At 25.9% G+C, this 23,028-nt stretch carries 16 protein-coding genes; 5 read left to right on the top strand and 11 right to left on the bottom strand.

Annotated elements, in window-relative coordinates; genetic code table 4:
- Nucleotides 1-37: 37 nt before the first annotated feature.
- From EXC48_RS03865 to EXC48_RS03895, 7 genes are all read right to left on the bottom strand, one after another.
- Nucleotides 38-922 carry a MurR/RpiR family transcriptional regulator gene (locus EXC48_RS03865; protein ID WP_041593904.1) on the bottom strand — a complete coding sequence of 295 codons (885 nt, stop codon included), beginning with the start codon at nucleotides 920-922 and terminating at the stop codon, nucleotides 38-40.
- 188 nt (nucleotides 923-1,110) lie between these two features.
- The gene (locus EXC48_RS03870) at nucleotides 1,111-1,947 is read right to left on the bottom strand and encodes a hypothetical protein (protein ID WP_129720909.1); all 837 of its coding nucleotides are present in this window, start codon (nucleotides 1,945-1,947) and stop codon (nucleotides 1,111-1,113) included.
- 12 nt (nucleotides 1,948-1,959) lie between these two features.
- The gene (locus EXC48_RS03875; RefSeq protein ID WP_129720911.1) at nucleotides 1,960-3,864 is read right to left on the bottom strand and encodes a M13 family metallopeptidase; all 1,905 of its coding nucleotides are present in this window, start codon (nucleotides 3,862-3,864) and stop codon (nucleotides 1,960-1,962) included.
- Between the two features lie 12 nt (nucleotides 3,865-3,876).
- The gene (gene lepA, locus EXC48_RS03880) at nucleotides 3,877-5,685 is read right to left on the bottom strand and encodes a translation elongation factor 4 (RefSeq protein ID WP_129720913.1); all 1,809 of its coding nucleotides are present in this window, start codon (nucleotides 5,683-5,685) and stop codon (nucleotides 3,877-3,879) included.
- A 611-nt stretch (nucleotides 5,686-6,296) separates the two neighbouring features.
- On the bottom strand, nucleotides 6,297-6,506 hold the full coding sequence (locus EXC48_RS03885) for a hypothetical protein (RefSeq protein ID WP_129720915.1): 210 nt from the start codon (nucleotides 6,504-6,506) through the stop codon (nucleotides 6,297-6,299).
- Nucleotides 6,507-6,547: 41 nt separating this feature from the next.
- Entirely contained in the window at nucleotides 6,548-6,913 is a 366-nt protein-coding gene (locus EXC48_RS03890; RefSeq protein WP_015287620.1) for a transposase, read from the bottom strand.
- 482 nt (nucleotides 6,914-7,395) lie between these two features.
- On the bottom strand, nucleotides 7,396-7,581 hold the full coding sequence (locus tag EXC48_RS03895; protein WP_129720917.1) for a hypothetical protein: 186 nt from the start codon (nucleotides 7,579-7,581) through the stop codon (nucleotides 7,396-7,398).
- Between the two features lie 243 nt (nucleotides 7,582-7,824).
- Between EXC48_RS03895 and EXC48_RS03900 the strand changes: the two genes are divergently transcribed.
- The 5 genes from EXC48_RS03900 (at nucleotide 7,825) to EXC48_RS03920 (ending at nucleotide 16,606) form a co-directional block, all read left to right on the top strand.
- Nucleotides 7,825-11,412 (top strand): family 20 glycosylhydrolase, encoded by a 3,588-nt coding sequence (locus tag EXC48_RS03900; RefSeq protein ID WP_129720919.1) that lies wholly within the window; start codon nucleotides 7,825-7,827, stop codon nucleotides 11,410-11,412.
- Nucleotides 11,413-11,576: 164 nt separating this feature from the next.
- Nucleotides 11,577-12,311, top strand: a complete 735-nt coding sequence (locus EXC48_RS03905) for an MAGa3780 family membrane protein (protein WP_129720921.1) — start codon at nucleotides 11,577-11,579, stop codon at nucleotides 12,309-12,311.
- A gap of 1,147 nt (nucleotides 12,312-13,458) precedes the next feature.
- Nucleotides 13,459-14,439: a LacI family DNA-binding transcriptional regulator gene (locus EXC48_RS03910; RefSeq protein ID WP_129720922.1), complete on the top strand. Its 981-nt coding sequence runs from the start codon at nucleotides 13,459-13,461 to the stop codon at nucleotides 14,437-14,439.
- A gap of 54 nt (nucleotides 14,440-14,493) precedes the next feature.
- On the top strand, nucleotides 14,494-15,780 hold the full coding sequence (locus EXC48_RS03915) for a potassium channel family protein (protein WP_129720925.1): 1,287 nt from the start codon (nucleotides 14,494-14,496) through the stop codon (nucleotides 15,778-15,780).
- Nucleotides 15,773-16,606: a deoxyribonuclease IV gene (locus EXC48_RS03920; RefSeq protein WP_129720927.1), complete on the top strand. Its 834-nt coding sequence runs from the start codon at nucleotides 15,773-15,775 to the stop codon at nucleotides 16,604-16,606. Before EXC48_RS03915 ends, EXC48_RS03920 begins: the two co-directional genes overlap by 8 nt.
- 547 nt (nucleotides 16,607-17,153) lie before the next feature.
- On the opposite strand, the gene EXC48_RS03925 is transcribed toward EXC48_RS03920, so the two are convergent.
- From EXC48_RS03925 to EXC48_RS03940, 4 genes are all read right to left on the bottom strand, one after another.
- Nucleotides 17,154-18,293: a hypothetical protein gene (locus tag EXC48_RS03925; RefSeq protein WP_129720929.1), complete on the bottom strand. Its 1,140-nt coding sequence runs from the start codon at nucleotides 18,291-18,293 to the stop codon at nucleotides 17,154-17,156.
- 236 nt (nucleotides 18,294-18,529) lie between these two features.
- Nucleotides 18,530-19,774 (bottom strand): V-type ATP synthase subunit I domain-containing protein, encoded by a 1,245-nt coding sequence (locus EXC48_RS03930; RefSeq protein WP_129720931.1) that lies wholly within the window; start codon nucleotides 19,772-19,774, stop codon nucleotides 18,530-18,532.
- Nucleotides 19,775-20,102: 328 nt separating this feature from the next.
- Entirely contained in the window at nucleotides 20,103-21,284 is a 1,182-nt protein-coding gene (locus EXC48_RS03935; RefSeq protein ID WP_197725030.1) for a ubiquitin family protein, read from the bottom strand.
- A gap of 345 nt (nucleotides 21,285-21,629) precedes the next feature.
- Nucleotides 21,630-22,931: a V-type ATP synthase subunit I domain-containing protein gene (locus EXC48_RS03940; RefSeq protein WP_129720933.1), complete on the bottom strand. Its 1,302-nt coding sequence runs from the start codon at nucleotides 22,929-22,931 to the stop codon at nucleotides 21,630-21,632.
- Nucleotides 22,932-23,028 lie beyond the last annotated feature (97 nt).

Consider the following 23,028-nt stretch of genomic DNA (forward strand, 5'->3'; position numbering starts at 1 on the left):
TAAATTTTAAAAAAATAAACTCTAACGCAAGCGGAGTCTATTCTTTATTTGGCAGCAATTCATTTCAATCAGCTATTAAATTTTTTATATTATTAAAAATGATTTTATCTTTATCAATCTTTAATGCTAAAAATGAATATATTATATCAGCAACCATTAATGCAGATACTTTTGAACCTAAGGTACCTATACGGTAATTTTGATTAATGCTATCAATAATCAAAACATTATTAGGATTATACTTTTTCATTTTTTCATTTTTAGTTCAAATAGAATATTTTATTTGATTGTCTTCTAAATAATTTAAAATCTTTTTAACTTCTAATGTTTGACATGATTTAGAAATAATAGTTATATGCATTTTAGGTTTAATTATTTGAGCAAATGAGAAGAATTCATGTAAATCATCAAGAAAAATAGCATTAAATCCTATTTTTCTAAGATTATATGCAAAATACTTTGCTACAAGTCCTGACTCCCCAATTCCAAAAATAATATTAACTTTTCTATATTTTAATAGTGTTTCAATATAAATATTTAACTCTGGATTATGCTTTATCCATTCTATAGTTTTTTCAATTGCGAATAAATAGTGTGATCTAATATTTGAAATAGTGTCATCTAAAGTTAAGTTTGTCCCTTCGATAATGTTCAATTCATAATCTTTTTTATGTTGGTATCTTGTAGAAACATATAATTGTAACTCATTAAATGTGCTAAAGTCTAAAGAACGAGAAAACCTAGAAATGGAAGCCTGACCTATTTTCAATTTTTTAGCTAATGAAATTGTATTGTGAGCAAGAAATTCCTGGGGCTCGTTTTCAATTAATTCAAGAATTTTTCAATTAATTGTCCCTTTTTTAGGGGATTTTTTAAATTTATTTAGCAATGATGTTTCTATAATTGGGGAGTTTGTTTTCATAATTAAAATTTTATTGCTTTTTTTTTTTTTTTTTTAGGAAAAAGAAAAAATAAAGTCAATAAAATATCTTTTTTTCATAAAAATCATACTTTTTTCATATTTTTTCATTAATTTATTTTGTCTAGGACAAAATAAATTAAAAATATGCGCAGTTCTAAAATTGCACATATTTTAAAATTCTGATTAATTTAAATTTCAGCAATATATGATAAATTCTTTTCAATTATAGTTCAATCTTTACTTTTGATAAGTTCATCAAACATTCTCTGGATAAAACTTTGCGTTGGCATTAGAATTCTTGAAAAAACTAATGAATCATTGTCTTTGAGTCTTATTGGGTCCGAATTTAATCTAATATTATCTTTAATATATTTATAAAATTGTTTTAAAATTTCTTTATGGCGATATTCTATACTTTTATAAGTATAAAAGTTTCTTCTAAATTTAGCTATAACTTCTTCTTGTATCTTAATAACTACTGAATTATCTGTTTGATGAAAAAAGTCCTTACTTAAAATTATATCAGTCTCAACATTTGATAAAGAAATATAAAAGTAAATAAAATTTATAATACTATCAAGTGAATATTTTTCTTTAAATTCATATCCTAATGTTTTTAAAAACATCAGGAAAAAAACATATAAAAAACGCTTGTTAGATTTAATCAACTTTGGTGATTGCAACATTTTAATCATAAATGAACCTATAAATTCAACAATTGTTTTAACATCACAATAATGAATATAATTTTTCGCTAAATCAATATAAGAATTATTATTATCAAGGTATGTAAAATCATATTTATGTGAATAAGGAAATTTTAATAAGCGCATTTGCTTTATAGTTAATTTAATTAAATTTTCTAAGTAATGAAATACATCTTTATAATCTTTCTCTATTCAAATACACTTATTAATTAAAACTGTATCATCAGAGTATTCCTTACTTATATGATCTAATTCCTGTGATAAAATTTCCTTAAAATCATCATCTTCAAAAATATAATAATGAATCTCTTTTTTCATTTTTCTACTTCACTATCAAATTTTTACTCTTTTTTTGGGGTCTAAGTACATTTTATCTTCAGGTTGAATATCGTATGTTTGAGCGAATAATTCACTATTTGATAACACTACATTCGCTCTTATTTTTGTAGGTGAATGAACATCTGTTTCAAGTAACCTTTTTGCTGCACCTTCTTTGTATTTTGAACGTCAAATTGTCGCTCAAGATTCAAAAAATGACTTAGCATCAAAATCAGATTCTAATTTAGCAGCTTCAAGCGCACACTCAAATCCGCCTAGATCAGCAATATTTTCAGAAACAGTTAATTTTCCATTAACTTTTCCAAATTCAGTTTCCTTGCCATCAAATAATTCAATTGCCTTTTTTGTTCTTAATTCAAATTCTTTACGATCTGAATCAGTTCATCAATTATTTAGTGACCCTTTTTCATCGAATTGAGCACCGTTATTATCAAATCCATGTGAAATTTCATGCGCTATAACAGCACCGATCCCGCCGTAGTTAGCAGATGAAACTCTATCTAATTGATAAAAAGGTCAAGCTAAAATTGCTGCAGGGAATACGATTTGATTTTTATTTGGATTATAATAAGCGTTTATAGTTGCAGGTGACATTCCTCAAAATCTACGATCTTCATCTTTAAGATATAAAGAAATTTTATATTCTGCAATAATTTTATTAAAATTAGATGCATTTTCAAATAAAGTTCCACCTTGTTCATATGTTTTTACCTTGAAATTAGTATAGTAAGGTCTAATAACTTCCGGAAATCCTACCATAACTTCAATACTTGATAATTTTGTAATTGCTTTTTGAATTGTTGTTTGAGATAATCAAGTGTTTTGATGTAATCTATTTTTATAAATTTGAATCATATTAGCTACCATATGTTCAACATCTTGTTTTGCTTTTTTACCAAAAAATTCATTTGCATAATACATTCCTAATGGCATTCCAAAAAATACATTAGTCATATCAAATGCATAATCTTCTAAACTACGTGAACGGTCTATTGAATATAAAACTTTTTTAAATTCATTAGCTTTAATTCTTATTTCCTCGCTCAACATTGAAGTTGTACCAAGAAGATTTTTAATAAACATAAGTGCTTTATAACCTTCAAAATTTTCATCACTAAATATTTTGTCGAAGTTTGCAAAAAAGTTTGAATTAATTACTGATGCATTTGAAACATCTCTCTTTACAAAATCATTCAAAATTTTAGGAATATCAAATTTATGTGAAATTTTTTTAATTTCACTAATATCTTTTAAATTATATAAAGCCACATAATTAGCTCATTCAACTGAGCTTAATAAATAATCCTTATAAAGTTGATCAAATTCAATTGCTTGATTAATTAATTTTTCTGACTGTGTTTGAGTTTTTCCATAACTTAATAATAGGTCATTAACCATTTTCTTTCATGCTTCAATTAATTTAGAAGCTTCTTGATTTTGATATGTTTCTTTTGAAGGCAAAATGGATATTTCAGGGTTTGAAATTCAAATAATTCTTTTAGTATTATCAACAAAGTCTTCAAAAATATCAATTGATAAAGGTAAAGCTCCATATTGAATTCAAAAATCACGTCCTTTTGAAAAAAGTTCTTTAAATGATGAAATTTTTTCCAATGTATTAAGATATTTTTTGACTGGTTCTCAACCTAGCTCTGCTCTTTTTTGATCATCTAAAAGCATTGAATAATACTTTACATATTCATGTATTAATGGATCATTAGGAAGAGTTTTTGAGTACTTATATCAACCATTAATAGTATCTTTCAATAACTTCTCGAGTTTTATATCCATCTCAACAAATGAACCTATTTGAGAACGATCCTCAGGAATTTTAGCTTGTTTTAATCAGTCATGATTTATAGCATCATAATAATCATTTTTTAAATTCTTTTGCATATATTTCTCCTCTTATTTCTTTTGATCTATATTCGTTTTAAGAATTGATAAAAATGCTTCTTGCGGCACTTCTATACTTCCTAACTTTTTCATTCTTTTCTTGCCTTCTTTTTGTTTTTTAAGAAGTTTTTGTCGTCTAGTAACATCTCCACCATAAAGTTTGGCAGTAACATCTTTACGATAAGCTTTAATTGTTTCCCTTGCAATGATTTTTCCGCCAATTGTAGCTTGAACTGGTACTTCAAAGTTTTGTCTTGGAATAGCGTCTTTTAATTTAACACATAACTCTCTAGCATTTTCATAGGCTCTATCACGATGGGTAATCATTGAAAATGCATCAACTTTATCACCATTCAATAAAATATCAACTTTGACAAGATCACTTTCACGATATCCAATTCATTCATATTCAAATGAAGCATATCCCTTTGTTGAAGATTTCAAACGATCAAAGAAATCGAAAATTGTTTCAGCAAGCGGCAACTCATAAACAACTGAACTTCTCTTTGAATCGATCATCTCTAAGGATTTATAAATTCCCCTCTTATTTTGACAAAGCTCCATTACATTTCCGATATATTCATTTGGAATAAAGATATGAGCTTCTACATATGGTTCTTCAATTTTTTCGATATAAGTTCTATCTGGTAAAAGAGTTGGATTTGCAATCATTTGAATTTCATTATTTGTTAAATACACCTTATATTCAACACTTGGACTAGTTGCTATAATTCCAACTTTATATTCACGATCTAATCTTTCTTGAAGGATTTCCATATGTAATAAACCTAAAAATCCAACTCTAAAACCAAATCCTAAAGCTTTTGAAGTTTCTTGCTCTCATGTAATTGATGAATCACTCAAAGAAATTTTTTCCAAACTTTCTTTTAATTGAGCATAATCTCTAGTATCAACTGGATAAAATCCTGTAAATACAACAGGTTTCATCTTTTTATATCCAGGCAACGCTGTTGGAGTCGGGTTTTCAATTAATGTAATAGTATCACCTACATTAACTTCTTTTGCATCCCTAATAGCAGCTGAAACTCAACCAACTTCGCCAGCTTGTAGTGAATCTTTTTTTGTCTCATAAGGATTTCTAACTCCCAGATCAATTACATGATAAAAATTTCTCTCATCATTTCTTGACATAAATTTAAATTTATCACCAGTTTTTAATTGACCTTCAAAAATCCGAACTAACATAACAACACCACGATAAGGATCAAAATAACTATCAAAAATTAATGCTTTTAATGGTTTATTGTCATCAGCATCTATTGGGCTTGGAATATATTTAATTATTGCATCAAGTAAATTATCAACTCCAAATCCGGTTTTAGCAGAAACTAATACTGCATTATCAGTCGGAATTCCAATAACATCTTCAATTTCTTTTTTAACTTCTTCAACATTAGCACTAGGTAAATCAATTTTATTTATAACAGGAATTATTTTTAAATTATTTTCGAAAGCTAGATAAACATTAGCTAGTGTTTGGGCCTCAATCCCTTGTGTTGCATCTACGATTAATAATGCTCCTTCAGAAGCCGCTAATGACCGAGAAACTTCATAAGTAAAATCAACATGTCCTGGTGTATCGATTAAATGAAAAACATAGTCCTTATACTTAATTTGGACTGCATTTAATTTAATTGTAATACCTCGTTCTTTTTCAAGTTCCATTGAATCAAGAAATTGATCAGTAAGTTCGCGGTTAGGAACTGTATTTGTAATTTCCAAAATCCTATCTGCTAAGGTACTTTTCCCATGATCGATATGCGCAATAATTGAAAAATTTTTTATTTTTGATTTATCCATAATTGATTTATATTATATTAAAAAATATCTTTTTTATAAATGTTCGTTCATTAAAGTAAATGTGTGAAATAACCTAAATTTTTATACAGGGTAGTGGAAGAATTAAAATGATACAGGTTCGATAAAAATGATATAACTTATATATCATCAAGTATGAGACAGTTTTTGTTATGTTTTTAGTCCTAAAAAATAGGACTATTTTATTGAAAATTTTAAATATTTAAAATTGATATTTTTTATTAAAAGAGTTAACATAAGAGTTAGAAAACATAAAATATTTTCTTAAAATTTTTCTATATAAATTTTTAAAAATGGAATTTTTTTGTTTTTTTAATCTAGATTTCATTACGCTATAGCGGGCCTTATATTTTTTAATCTCCACGTTCTTAATTGCAATTAAGAGTCCTTTCTTCTTTAAAAAAGTAAGCAAAAACTTTTGTAAAAACACGTTGTGTTTTTGGCTATACATTCCTTTTATAAATAAAAATCTTATATTTTTAAATGCAAAAAAACCTTTGTATTTTTAAAAAATATTTTTTAAATTTCTTAGAAAATATTAAAATTTTTATGTATCAATTTTTATATATTCATTGATATTGATATAAAGTTTTTTAAGCGATAATAAAATTTTTAAAAGTGCTTTTTTCAATATTAATAGAATCTACATTTTTACTTGTAAGAAGTCTATTAAATTTAATCATATATTCTTGCATTGTTTTAAAAAATGAACCACTTTTTTTGTAAAGAAAAGCTAACTTTGTAACGGCAGGTATTGAAATATAAAGCCCTCTTTTGAACGCTCACATTTCTGAAAAACTCAAATATTTTCCGCTTGGTTCTTTAGCAAAATATTTTTTTGCCGTTATATCTTACAACACCATTTAAAACTTTTTCTATTAATAACAAGATCAATGGCTCAATTGCCATTTTTCTTACCCTCTTGGTTAAAAACATTATGTTTTGAAATTAATTTATTATTTCTTGTATTGTAATAATCTCTAAAGCCATTAGAGTTTAGTCTTAAGTCATTTAAATTCTTTAAATTATTTTTATCAATATAAACTGGATATTTGTCTAATGCAGTTCTAAATGATCTTTCTATACGAGGTTTATGAGCAGGATTAGATGAACATTTTATTTCTATACCTTTTTCATTTAGAATTTTTTCAAACGCTGTTTGATTGTTTTCATTACCCCAAAATGTTCTTCTTTTATCTGAATAAATCATTTTAGGAAAACCATGTTTTTAAAAACCATTTCTAGTAATATTTGATAAGCTAATGTTGTTTCTTGTTCTTCAAATCAAACTGCTAATAAACAACCAGTAGCCGCATCGATAGCGCGATATAAATAAACAGGTTTTTCATCTTTAAGATATGGTTCAAATTGTGCATCAATTTCAACTATTTCTCCGTAACTTAAATTCTTTTTAAGATTTAAAGCTATATGTTTCTTTTCATTTTTAGCAACTTCATTTTTAAAATTTTTAAGAATTAGTGTTATCTCATCAGAAATTTTTTTCTTGATTCTCTTGCTATTTTTTTGCCTCTTCTGGTTGTGTGGATTGTATGAAGCCCTAATTGATTAAATCTTTGAATAAGTGTTTTATATGTCATCAAACTTTTTAATTCTTCACTTAAATATGAGTAATAAAATTCTTTAATTAAAAGTTGATTATTTATTTATTGTATATTCAAAATTTCTTTACATTTAGAAATATATTTCAGTTAAGCTATCACTTATATGTGATGCTTTTTTTGTGAATTTATTTTTATGAGAAATTTGAATTTTTTCTCTACTTCTTATTATCTTTTTATATCTTTTTATTGATGATACACATAGACCTGTTTTGATGCTTAATGTTCTTGCATTTTCATCGATATTTTCAGCAATCAATATAAAAAATCTCTCTCTATTTCTTTCAAAATTTGTTAATTTTTTTATTTATTTAAATTGAATAATATTTCCATATATAAGTTATATCACTTTTATCGAACCTGTATCATTTTAATTCTTCCATTACCACGTATAAAAATCTAGGTTATTTGCACAATTTTTGAATGAATTATTTAAAAACGATTATTTTTGAGTAAATATTTTATATTTTTTATATATGGAAATGATTACAGGAGAGAGAATATGAATTTAAAAAGAAAATTTCTATTAATTTGTGGCGGAATGTCTAGTGTTATCCTATTGCCATTAGCACTAGTTTCTACTAACCCAACAACAAATGATGGTACTGAAAATGGTGCAAATATAGCATTAGGCAAATCTACAGAACAAAATGATTTCGAAAACGGTACTGAGTTTAAGGGATCAAAAGCTGTTGACGGAGATTTTAACACAAGATGAGCAACTAATCAAAGCGATCCTTCAAATGGGGCTAAAACTTTAATAATTGATCTAAGGTCAGAACAAAAAGTTAGCTCATTTCAATTATTTTTAGAAAGAGATAATATTACAGGATTTAAACTTTTTGCTTCTAATCAAAAAGAAAATTTGGACAATGATGCAAATAAAGTTTTTGAATGAATTGAATCAAAACAAAATTTAAGAAGAACCATTTACTATGGTAATTTTACTTCAATTAAAGAAAATGTTAGATATGTAATGCTTAAAGTGACTAATTGAAGCGAGAGTGGTAGAACCATAAAACCTAACTTAAAATGAAAAAACATTTCTGTGAAAGAACTAGAATTATACACTGAACCTATGGACCTTCAAAACAACATTTATAATGTATTAGAAAAAATTCAAGATTGAAGACCAACAATTAATGCAGATGGTAATAAAATTACTTTACCTGAAGGAATTGATTCTTCTAGAATTGAAATTCATGCTGATTATGAACAAATAATAGATAGCAAAGGTAATGTTTTTAAACCCCTCACTTCCAAAACTGTTGAATTATTAGTTATCTATACAGATAAAAAGGGAAAAAAACATAAAGTGAAACCTGCTTCTAATTTGGAGGTTACTGGAAAATTTGTTCAACAAGAAAATAAAAACCCAAAACCAAAGGTAGCTGTTGAGATAGCGGAATGATATTCAAACTCAAATGAGAATCTTAAATTAAATAAAGACTTTAAAATTTTTGTTAAAGGTAAATTGGATGAAAAACTAAATAAAATGTTTAATGAATTAAAATTAGATTTTAAAGATATTTTTAATAAAGAAATAGAAATTAAATCTTTTGTTGATTCAGATACAACGAATGGAAATATAGTTTTTGACTTAACAGAAAACAAAATTCCAGGTTATGATGAAGAAACATATGAAATGATTATTGATAATAATGTGACAATTAAAGCAGCAAATAGAATCGGTGCTTTTTGATCTACAAGAACACTTTTACAAATGCTTAAAAGTAGCGAAAACTTTGAACTACCAAAAGGACAAATGAAAGATTACCCAAAATTTAAGAAGAGAGGGCTTTCATTTGATGTGGGAAGAAAAGCGGTCTCAATGGATATTTTAAAAGCTATTGTTAAAGAAATGTCATGGTATAAAATGAATGAACTGCAAGTTCACTTAAGTGACAATTTAATTTTCTTAGAGGATTATGTATCAGATAAAAAAGAAGATAAAGATATAGAGAGATCATTTGATGCATATTCAGGCTGAAGACTTGAATCTTCAAAATATAAAGAAGTAGATGGTAAAAAAGTATATCTACACAATGAAGATTACCACTATACAATTGATGAGTTCAAAAAATTTATGAATGATTCAAATGATTTAAGTGTTAATATTGTTCCAGAATTAGACTTTCCAGCTCATGCTCTATCAATTACAAAAATTTGAAAAGAATTTGCAGTTAAAAAATTTGGTACAAATGCTAATGGCAAAAGAACATTGGTTGATCATATTGATATCACAAATCCTGAGGCTGTTAAACTTATTAAAGAAATTTTGGATGATTATACAAATGAAGGAAAAATTTTTGATAAAAACTCTAGAACAACAGTGCATATAGGTTGTGATGAATTCTTTGATAACCCTGACGCATATTATGACTTCGCAAATGAAATGTTTAAATACTTTATCGATAAAGGAATTCAAGTTAGGTTATGGGGTAGTTTTACACATATAAGAAGTGCTTCTAAACATATAAAAGAAGAGTATAAAGATAAAGTGGAGATGAACATTTGAAGTCTAGGTTGAGCTGATCCTTCAGCAACATATGATGAAGGCTACAAATTAATTAACACTCTTGATAGTCCTACTTATATGGTTCCCAATGGAACAGGTTCGAGAGGTGCTTACAGAGATTTTTTAAATAACAAGAATATATACGATCATTATGAAGCGAATATAATGGGTAACTCAAATATTCCGTCCGGTTCACCTCAAATGTTAGGTGGTATGTACGCTATTTGAGGCGATTCTTTATTAGATGTAAGGGCTACTGGTGTTAGTGAATATGATTTATTTGAGAGATTCAAAGATGCACTACCATATTTTGCTACTAAAGTTTGAGGCGTCGGGTCTGATGGATTAGACTCTACATTTGAAGAATATAGAGATAATGTAATTACAAAAATTGGTAGTGCCCCAAATTCAAACCCTTCTCATAAAATTAAGTTAGAGAAAAATTCTTCTCACTATTTTAGTTATGATTTCAAGGGCTCTAGTGATAGCGAAAAACTTCTAGATAAAAAGGGAAAATTTGGAATTATGAATCTTTCTTCAGGAATGAGTACTTCTAACGAAGAAGGAATTAGTTCTCTAAAGGTTTTTGACAAAACAGCAAAAGCGGCCACAAATATTGATTTACTAGGCTTTAATAATAGAATTAAGTTTGTAATTAAAAGACAAAAAGTTTCTGATGTTCAAGAAGAAGAAGTTATTTTTAGTGCCGATACTCCATATGGTCAATTAGCAATAAAAGCAAGACAAAAAGGTTCTACTAAATTTGGTTTCAGCAGGGAGTTAATGGATTATACTTTTGATTATGAATTACCATATGACAAATGGGTTGAAATTGAATTAGTTAGTGAATTTGATAATGCAAAAAAGGTAGCAATTACTAAATTGTTTGTAAATGGAAAAGAAACAGGAGGAAAACCTGTTGGAACAAATGGTTCAAGATTAATAGATAAAAAAACTGGTGAATATAAAGTTGAACATACATTCACAAATTCTTCATCACTTTTCATTCCTTTGCAATATATTGGAGATGGTAAAAACACATTTAAAGGATACATAACTAATATTGAACATTCTCTTAATGAAGCAGACAAAAATAAATTTGAAAAAAGTGTATTAGAAAATATAGATTTTTCACTTAAGTTACTAAAAAATAATAATGTAACAGCAAGTGATATTTCAATCGAAGGTATTGATAAAAATAAGATAATGAGCGACATTCAATTAATTTCTAAGGATGATAAAAAACTAGTTGTTAAAGTCACTTTATCATATAAAAATGATCCAAATATTAGTATAGTCAAGAACAAAATAATAGATTTAGAAAATAAATCAGATAGTGTTGTTGAGCCACTAAAACCAAAAAATAACAAGAATAATAAGAAAACGAAAGAAGAGCCAAATTCAACAAATAAAGAAACGCCAAAAGATTCTTCCGATAAATTGTTAGAAAAAACAAATGATGACAAAAATACGTCAAAAATTGGAACATATATAGCTAGTGCTATAGCAGCAATGTTCGGTTCAATAGCCTTAGTGCTAGGAGTATTGTTATTTAAGAACAAAAACAAATAAGAAGAGCGCATATGCCTCTTTTTTTCTTTATTAAGTCGTAAATTATAAAAGTCATATGCAACTTAAGAATGCAAAGTCAAGTGCAACAGCTTTTTATGTACCCTTATATTTTTATTGCAAAAAAATAAAATTTAATCTTAAAAGTTTTCTATATAATATGATTTATGAAACAAAATTTTAAAACTAAACAACAATTGTCAATTTTCATAATGGGATTGTTTGTTCTTTTATCAACTATGTTTTTTGTTTTACTTAATGTTTTAAGAACAAGAATTAATGGTCTTCCAATTGATGAAAAGGATAACTTTTACATTAACTTTAGTGAAATATTTGACGTTTTTGTATACTTTTTATATTACACAACACTCTCAAACATATTTTTAGGTTTTGTAATGATGATTTTATCATTTAAATACAATTCTGAAAAAGTACTTAAATGGACTTTCAACGCAATAATTTTAATCACTATAACTTTTTTAGTATATTGAGCATTAATTTCGTGAACTCAAAAATGAAAGGATATTTCAAGATCAATTGGCTCAATAATAACTCGTTGTATCAATCCAATATTAGGATTTATTTGTTTATTTATTGTTAGAAAAAAAGTGAGATTTTGCATAAAAAGTGTTTTACTTTGTTCTATTCTTGTTATTTCATATTTCTTATTTGCATTTATTGTATATTTCGCAACTGGGGCAAATGAAAACTTTAAAAATGGAGCAATAATTTATAAATTCCTTCATTTCTATCGTCCTTTCTATGTCAAAAATGGACAATTAGCGATAATTATTCCACTTGATATTATTATCTTTTTAATTGGACTTTTTGTACCTATTGCAATTGGTTATTTTTGAAAATTTGTTTACAGAATTCAAAATGCTAAATGCAAAAAACAATAAACAATAATATTTAAATTTTAATTGTTATATGCATAATTGAAAATGCATATAACTTTTTAAACAAACAAACAAAAAAAAAAAAAAAAAAAAGATCAATAATATGCTATGAAAAATTCATAATCATTTTTCAGTGGATGTGTTATTTAGCAACTTAAATTACTATGTTAAACCTTAAGAAAATACCAAAAAATGAGCAACTTTTTATTAAGAAATGAAAAAGGGGATAACTAAATGTAAAAAACAACAACCATTATTTTATTAATGATCATTGTTTCATCAACAAAATTCAAGCTGTCATTCGATTTTGCATTTTGAATATTAGAACAAAATCCGAATTCTCTCACTTTGTTCTCTCCTACAACGCGTTATTAAATCACCCCGAACAAATCTAATATACCTATAACAATAAGGAAAAACACCCCGAAGGTAATAAATTTTCATATCCATCTCATATATAATCCTTTCTATTAAAATTAATTTTAACACAAGAACAAAAATATTTATAAATTATGAAAACATATGTAACTTAAGGATAAATACAGCTTTCTTTTTTTCATGTATTCCATAATAAAATTATTTTTTTAAAAAGGGGCGCCATTAAATTATTTAAAAAGTATATATAATCACTATAAAATATCAGAAAGTATTAAAAATATAATTATATATTACATTAATTTACAAACCAAAATTATATGATGCAAAATGTTAATGAGTATAGAACATAATTTCATATAATTAAGATAATAAGTAACAATTGGTGATCGCCTAGCTTTATATTTTTTAATTTCCTCACTCTTAACCGCTATTAAAAACCATTGCCTTTTTAAAGATGTAAGTAAAAACTTACAAAAACACCTTGCTCCCTTGATTTTCTTATATATCCTTTTTGAAATAAAAACTTTAGTAAGATTTAAATAATATTTTTTACTAATAAGTTGCACATGACTTTTGGAATATATAAAAATATTTTCTTGATTATTTTAAGAAATATGATATACTAACTTTGATGCTTGCTTATGCAAGACTGTGTATTATTTAAAATATACTTCTTGAGCCAAAATATATAATGCTCCTTTCACTTGAATAATACTAAAATAAAATTTCCACTAAATGTGGAAATTTTCATATCTTTGATATAATAAATTATATGAAAAATAATAGCAATATTGATAAGAAAACAATATCATATAAAGAAATAGCTGAACAAGCTCAAACATCTATTTCTACAATTAGTAGATATTATAATAATGGATATGTTTCAAACAAAACACGAGAAAAAATATTAGAAGTTGTAACAAAAAATGAATATTTTCCAAATCATGGGGCTAGATTAATAAGAGGTAAAGATAATTCTATTTTTGTTATTATGCCAGTTTGAGCACAAAATTTATATAATTCAATCATAGGCGGTATTATCACTTCATCATCAAAATCTGGTAGAAGAGTTAATACTACATATTCAAACAGTAATACTGTTGATTATATTGAAACTATAAGATATGCATTATCATGAAGACCATTAGCGATTGTAGTTTTTGTGCCTCAATACGACAAAGACTTATTTGATTTTTTAAGAAAAGTAAGTGATACTACAATTGTGGTATATGGACACAAAATTCACGGTCTTAATTGAATTAAACCTGATTTAAAACAAGGATTTTATGAGTTAGTCCATAAATTTATCGAACCTCAATCTGTAAAGGTTGCATTTATAGTTGACACTAAACTTAGTGATAGTCAAAGAACTGAACGAATAGCAGGTTTTGAGACTGCTTGTCGTGAACTTAATGTTGAAAGCGTTATTATTCCACTTGAAAGTAAAAAAGACTTACATGCCCTAGTAGAATTAAATAAAAATCTTAAAATGCTCGGAATTAGAAACCTTGTTTGTTCAACACATGAAACATATGTTTCAATTACTACAACATTAGGTACTAAGGAATTTAATGTTACTGATATTGGATATCAATCAATTTATGATAATATCAAAAACTATAAAGCTAAAATCTTTATTGATTACCCAAAAATTGGTATGTTAATAGATAAAATGATCACAAGTATTAAAGAAACTGGTGATCCACAAGAAAAAACTATTAATACTTTAATTATTTCAACAGACAAAAACTAGCCATAATTGGTTAGTTTTTGTATTATAATTATTAAAGTCAAAATAAGGAGATATATGAATAAAAGTTTTAGGAAAAAATATGATTTTTTACTCAGTAATCTTACGAACATTGTATGAAATACTGAACTAAAAAAAGATAATACTAGCACTATATATAAAAATGCTTATCATTTGGTTAGAAATTTGTATCTATTATTAATTAGTTTAACATGTTTAATATCACTATTAACATTATTTAAACCAGGACCATCCATAGCTAATGCATGATATATTTTTATCTCTATTTTACAGATATTTTCATTTTTCTTTTTTGCTATTGATTATATATTACATCTGATAACATACAATAAGTTTTTAGAATCTAAAAGATTGTATTTAAATCACCATCAAACAATTTTTAAATATGTCTTTTCATTTAGGGGAATTATTTTATTTTTATGTGTGTTAAGCTCAATACATGTTATTTCAAACATCGGAGCAATTGATCCAAGCGTCTCAAAAGTATTTGATACATTCAAATTTTTAAACATAGCTAGAATAATACGCTTTTTTGCTATTTTATCAATTTTTACACCGTTTAAACTAATTTATGGTGTGTTCGAAAAGCAAAAAAAAGTTTTATTCAATGTGTTGATTATTTCTATTTTCTTAATAATAATTTTTGCTTTATTGATTTGAAACTCAGAAACTACTCATTTATATGAAGTTCAAGATAATTTCTTGGCATCAAATAAAATCAAAAGGGGTTGAATTAGTATTTATGAATCATACATTAATAATCATATTGAAAATCTAAAAAAAGATGAAATAATTAATTGATTAGGTTCACACAACATCAATCAAGATAACCTTGATTTAGTTAAATCTAAGTATAAAGAATTTCAAAATCTATCTAATGGTTATGTAACTTCTTTTATAGATTCACTATATTTTTCAACTATTACATTAACTACTATAGGTTATGGTGATTTTACACCACATGCTCAAATTAGTAAAGTAATTGTTTCATTAAATAGTTTATTAGCAATTGCAATTGTTGCTATTCCATCAGGGGTTGTTGCTAGTGAATTCTTATTATTAACTCAACAAAAACTAAAAAAAGAAGAACAAGAACGTAAAAAAGACGATTCATTGTCGGCATCATCAAAAACAAAAACAATCTCAAACAGTGAAAGTCCAAACTTTATTAAGCAAAAAAATAAAACTCAAACAATTATGATTGATCAAAATCAAATAGATAATAATCAAAATCTTCAAATTTTAGAAACTAAAAAACTACCTAAAAAAATAAACTCAAAACAAACAAGAAAAAATTTAAAGGAAGTAGCTAAAAATGATTAAAATCGGTTCACATATTTCATTTAAAAAACCAGGATACTTAGTCGAAGCGGCAAAAGAATCGTTAAATAATAATGCAAACACAATGATGATATATTTAGGAGCTCCGCAAAGCACAACTAGAGTTCCGGTTGAAAATTATCGCCTCAATGAATATTTAGATGAATATGCTAAATATATTCCTCAAGAAGATATTATTATTCATGCTCCATATGTAATTAATCCAGCAAATCCAGATAAAGCCCTTTATTCAAATGATTTTTTAATCAAGGAAATTAAAAGAATGAATCATATTGGCGCTAAATATTTAGTGCTTCATCCAGGCGCTTATACAACCCATGAAACACAAGAAGCATTAGATCAATTAATAGATAGTTTAAAATACATTTTAGAAAACACTCAAGATGTAGTTATTTGTCTTGAAACAATGAGCGGTAAAGGAACAGAAATAGGAATTAATTTTGAGCAAATTCGTTTCTTGCTTGATTGAGTAAATTCTCCTAGGTTAAAGGTTTGTCTAGATACTTGTCATCTTTGAGATGCTGGTTATGATTTACAAAATTATGAAGAATTTAAAACAGAATTAAATAAATATAACTTACTTGATGAAATTAAAGTAATTCATCTAAATGACTCTAAACATGAAATTTTCTCTAAAAAAGACCGTCATGCAAATATTGGAAAAGGAACAATCGGTTTAAAAACATTAAAAAAATTTGTTCATGATCCTGATTTTGATAATATTCCAATAATATTAGAAACACCATGAGTAAATGATGAACCTATCTATAAACAAGAAATTCAAATGTTACTTGATTCTAATGACTAGTTTCTAAAATAAAAATTAATATGATAGATTATAATATAAAAAGTATTCAAAATTTTGATCTAAAAAATACGGTGCTGTAGGATATTTTGTGTATTTTTTTCTTACCAACATAAGTTGCTAGAAATAAAGAATAACAACACAAATAGAATAAAATTATAGCAAAAAACAAACACATTATATGGTCTAAATATAGAGCTGCCCTATTTTAATGAATGTGTTTGTTTTTTTATTATTCTTCAAATAATATTTTAAAGTTGATTTTTAATTGTGAAGTAAACAACTTTCATAAGAGATTCTCCTGCTAAAAAATGTTTTATTTTTAAAAATTTTTCTGATATTTATATCCAGATTTCAAACCATATTTGTAATATAAATTAATTTTCTAATTTCCTTTAAAAAATTAAAAAAAGTGAATAAATCATAAGAATTTTTTTCTGCCTTCATTTTTAGACTAAAAACATTAGAAAAGCCGCATGTAAAATTATGCGGTTTTTCTAGATTGTATTGATAAATTTTAATATATAAAATTATTTAACTTTGAGAAATTTTATTGTTTAAGTGCATCTAATTCTGCTTTTTTTTGATTTGCGAGTTGGATTTTTTGATTAAGGGTTTCTTGAGTCTTTTCTTGCTTTTCTTGAGCTTGTTTTTGCTTTTGTTTAGCATCCTCTAAGTCTTTTCTTGCTTTTTGTAAATCAGCTTCTTTTTGTTTAAGTTCATTACCTTTTTGTTGATATCTAACAAATAATTCAGTTAATTTACTTTCCAATTCACTAGTATGAGTATTTAAACGCTTCTTTTCTTCTTTAATTTTTTCTAACCTATCTTGTTCTTGTTTTAGAATTTTTTCCTTTTCTTCAACATTCATTTTTTGTGCTTTAGCACTATCAAGATCTTTTTGAGCATTATTAACTTCTTCTATTTTTTTATTTTCCTCATCTGTTTTTGTTTTAGAATTTTTTTCAGCTTGCTCCAAATCCTTTTCAGCCTTTTTCTTTTGCTCTTCAGCTTCTTGTTTTTCCTTTTCAATCTTTTGTTTTTCTTCTGTTTTAGTGGCTAAATCTGTTGTTTTTTGTTCTACTTCTTTTATAGCACTTTGCAATTCTTGTTTAGCTAAATTATTAGCATTTTCTGCATTTGATTGTTCTTCTTGGGCTTCACTATATTCATTAGTTTTTTTAGTAATTGCTTCTTGCTTTGCTTTTTCGGTTGAATTATCTTTATTATGACTTTCTTTTGGAGTTGATAAAGGTGGTTTTGGTTTGCTAGGTGTATCATTATTATGAGACATTGAAGAATCTTGATTATTACCAGCATCATGCGACTTATCAGGTTGTTTTGGCGGAAGAGGGTGTGAACCCTTGTTTGCATCATTTGAAGAATTATCATTAGATGGAGGTGTCTCATTAGCAGCGCCACTATTATTATTTTCACTTGTTACTGGTGGTTTTGACATATCATTACTTATATTATTTCCATCTTTATTATTATTATTTGTCGGTGGAATCGGTGTTTCTTTTTTACCTTGATCTTTTTTATTATCACTTTCATCTGGAGTTGATAAAGGTGGATTTGGTTTGTTAGATGAATCACTTTTATTTGATTCTCCACATGAGATTAATGAACCAAATAATGTTACTGATGAAATAACTCCTAATGCACTAAAAACTTTTTTTCATTTACACATATTTCTCCTATCATTTAATCAAATATATTATGCATTTTATATTCATACAATAAAACTTAAACATAAACGATTTGCTTTTATTATGATATATATAATATTATATATAAAAATATTTTATTTAATGCCTTTAATTTTTATTGCTAATTGCTAATTATTTTAAATAAATATAAATTTCATTTTTAAAATGCCGATTATTTAACATAATTCGGCATTTTAAAAATAATTTAAATAATTTATTAACTCATTTTCTTGGTTGATTCTGCTTTGATTTTGTCTAGTTCAGTTTTAATTTGATCAAGACTATCAGCTTTTAAATCGTTTATTTTCTTTTTCAATTTCGCTTCTTTACCATTAGCATTTTTAATAATATCTTTCACTTTTGTAACAACTTCTTTTATTTTAGCAATAATATCATCAACTTCTGTTATAGTAGTTGCTTTCATTATAAATGACTTTATTTTCTCAATTAATTCAGTAGGTTTTTTATCCATACCATCTAAAATTTTATCCGCGTTTAGGTCAGCGGCTTTTTTTGCAACTAAAATAATAGTTTCGACCATTTTATTTATTTTTTCTTGTAATTGATCAACATTTAAACCATGAGTAGTTTTCTTATCTGCTTGAATTGCATCAATTCCTGATTTTTTAATAAATTCTTCTCTTTTTTCTTGCGGAATAATTCCATATTTATTAACTTTTGCTTCAAAACCTTTCGGTCTAATTGTTTCATAAATTTGTCAAATCAATTCTTCTTCGGTGTATTTTTTCTCAGGGTCATTACTAAACAATTTTGATAAACGGTTATTTAACCCATTTTTTTTATCCTCAGGGAAGCTGGCATCTAATTTAAAACCTATTTCTAAAATCTTACTATATTTTTCAATTTTTGAGCTATATTCAATAAATGTCTTTTTTAACTCATCTAATTGTTTTAACTTTTCTTCATCTGCAACATTTTGATCTTTAATTTCAGTAACTTTTGATTTTAAATAGGTCTTTGTTTCATTAGAGGATTCAATATTTGCTGGATACTTAAATTTTTCATCAACATATTTTGTTAATTCCATTGATTTTGCTTCAACTGTAACTTTCGGAGTCATTTCATTACTATTTTCACCGTTATTATTTTGTTTTCCACCTTCATTTTTTTTATCTTTTTCTGGTTCTTTTTTCATTCCTTCACCTGGTTTATCTTTTTTATCAGTTTCATTAGTATTTCCTGAGTTTTCATTTGATGAACCATCACCTTGTTGAGGTGTTTTTTCTGGTGTTTTAGGTGCTTCTGGAGTAGGATTTCCAGGTGTATTTTCTCCATCTTTTGGTTTTGATGAATTTCCTTGATTATTGTTTTGATCTATTCCTTCTGTACTAGAATCACTTGGTTTAGGTTTTTTATTAGCACAAGCTACCACACTAGCACCAACTAAAGTTGAAATTGATAATAATCCAAGACCACTAAAAATTTTCTTGTATTTACTCATTATTCTCCTTAATACTTAAAATGTTAAAAATACTTAATAATAGATTTAATAATTAGTTTTGTATGTAGTACGAGAAAATTTTAGTGGTCAATCATTATAAAAATTTATCAATTTACTTTCCAAAACGAACAAGTTCCTTTTTTTTTTTTTTTTTTAGCAAAGTGTGATATAATGTTGAATTTAACTTATTTAACTATAATTAAACATTTGAAGTTAGAATTGAACTTTATATTTTTATTAATTTATTTTATTATGATATATTAGTGATTTTGAAAAATAGCATATTTAAATAAAAAAGTCATATTCAACCTATATGACTTTTTTAAAATTATTGTTGTGAATTTGGTTTTGCTGTCATAGTTTTTGAATTAGGTTGTGTATTAGCATCAGAATTTTTCTTAGATTTTTCTTTTGCTTTTTTAACTAATTCAACCATTTTTTCTATTTTTTGTTTTAATTGATCAATAGTTATACCAGGTTTTAATTTCATTGAAACAGGAATTTGTTTAACTTCTTTATTTTCAATATATTCCTTTTGTTTCAAACTATCTTTTTCAATTTCTTTAATTTTAGCAACAAATCCTTGTTGTCTAACAGTCTCGTAAATTTGCCAAATTAATTCACCTTCTGTATAATTAGCATTATGGTCATCGCCATATAATCTGGCTAAACGAGCATTTAATCCTTTTTTATTTTTTTCTGGGAACTTTTCAAATAAACCAAAACCTAATTTCAAAATTTCATTATATTTTTTAACTTTTTCCTCTAAATCACTTGGTATGGTTCCTTTTATTTGTTCAATAGTTGTTAATGAATTTAATTTGGATTTTAAATAATCTTTCGCTAATGGAATATCATTTTTTTCTGAATTAGGATAAGGTAAGGAATCTATTTTCGAAATAGTTTTATCTAATTCTTCTTTAATTTGAATAAGTTTTTTATTTAAATCGCTTAATTCTTCAAGTTTTTTATCCTCAGTTGTACCTGATTTTTTACTAATAGTTTTAATTTCATTTTTTAAAGTTTCCTTAGCAGGTGCATCTTTTTGAGGATAAGGGAGTTTTTCTACACTTAACAATAATTCCATCGATTTTGCTTCAACAGTAACTTTCGGTGTCATTTCATTATTATTTTCGTGATTTGAATTATTCATGCCTGCTTCACCTTTATTTTGATCTTGTGTATTACCTTTTGAGTCATTACTTTGACCAGTATTACCATTTTGTTCTGGAGTAGGTGCGCTAGGTGCATCTGGCGCAGGAGTGCCTTCTTTTGGAGTCTCAGGTTTTTCTTGATTATTATGATCTGTTCCTGGTGCAGGATTTTGTGGCATTTCAGGTTTTCCTTGTTCTGGTGTAGTTGAATTTCCTTGATTATTATTTTGATCTATTGCTTCTGTGTTAGAATCTTTTGGACTAGGGTTTTTAGCACAAGCAACAACACTAGCACCAATTAATGTTGAAATTGATAATAATCCAAGACCACTAAAAATTTTCTTGTATTTACTCATTATTCTCCTTAATACTTAAAAATTGTTAAAAATACTTAATATAGATTTAATAATTAGTTGTGTATGTAGTACGAGAAAATTTTAGTGATCAATCATTATAAAACTTATCAATTTATCATCGCAAAACGAACAAGTTCCTTTTTTTTTTTTTTTTAACAAAATGTAATAAAATAAGAAAATTTAACTTTAAGATCTATAAATAAGACTAATAAGTTTTAAATATTATTAAGATTTATTTTTAATATATTATTTAATTAATAAGAAAATAGTAATATTTTTCATAAAACTTAGTTATATTTAAAAGCCGCATTAGCAATGCGACTTTTAAATATAGTATTTTATTGATTATGATTTTTTCATTTCTTTTTGGGCATTTGCATACTCTGTTTTTAATTTATTAATATTTTCTTCTAATCACTTCATATCTTTTTTATGAGTGAATCTATTACTTTTAGCATTTTTATGATTTGACGCTTTCCCATCAGGTAATACTTCGACTTTTTTATTTAAATAATTTTCTTTCATATTTTCATCTAAATTATTCAATGCAAATATTTTAGTTTTATAAGCATTTTGTCTTATTGTTTCATAAATATTTCAAATTAAAACAGCTTCTGAATGATCTAATATATATTCATCAGTTTTATCTTTTATATCTTCATCATAAAAATTAAGTAATCTTCCGTTTAAACCTGGTTGATTTTTATAATCACCTCAAAATTTATCATTAATAATCTCTTTGTATTTATTGAACTTTGCTTTATATTTTTCTGTCACAACATTCATAACATCTTCAGCTGTTTCGAGGGTATTTAATTTTGATTTAAAATAAACTTGAGCTAGCTTTTGGTAAGCATCCTTATTTTTGTTAGGATCAATATTTTTTGGTTTTGATTTTTGATTAAGCTTACTGAAATCAAATAATTCATTAATTTCTTTATTTTTTGATTCTAACGCTTTTGCTAAGTCATCAGTTTTTCTATATTCTACTAAATATGTTTCAAGATTTAAATTTTCATTCCTTTGTTTTAATTTATCTTTTGTTGGTTTTGATAATGCAACATCAGGGTATGGTAATGAATCAATTTTAGAATTTAATTCCATTTTAGCTAATGGTATTAATTCAACATAAATTGTCTTTAGAGCCATATAATTTTGAGCTGTTTCTAATTGAGATGTTAATTCGGCTTTTTTAGCATCATCTTTTAATGTTTCAGCAGAATTTTTAATTACTTCATTATATTTATTGAATTCATTAATAGCATCAGTTTTTACTGCCTCTAAATCTTCTTTTGTGGTATTTTCTTTTTCGGCTTTTGTTTTTAATTCATCATATTTAGAATGACCCTTTAATTTTTCAACAACTGTAGAAACTTCTTTTTTAAGAGCTGTTAAATCACTATGTTCTTTATCTTTATCTGTATCATTTTTGTCAGGAGTTTCTGGGTCTGTTTTTCCTTCTTTTGGAGTCTCAGGTTTTTCTTGTTCTGGTGTAGTTGAATTTCCTTGATTATTGCTTTGATCTATTGCTTCTGTGCTAGAATCTTTTGGACTAGGTTTTTTAGCACAAGCAACCACACTAGCACCAATTAATGTTGAAATTGATAATAATCCAAGACCACTAAAAATTTTCTTGTATTTATTCATTATTCTCCTTAGTACTTAAAATTGTTAAAAATACTTAATATAGATTTAATAATTAGTTATGTATGTAGTACAAAAAAATTTTAGTGGTCAATCATTA

This window comes from Mycoplasmopsis cynos (assembly GCF_900660545.1).
GTDB lineage: Bacteria > Bacillota_I > Bacilli_A > Mycoplasmatales > Metamycoplasmataceae > Mycoplasmopsis > Mycoplasmopsis cynos.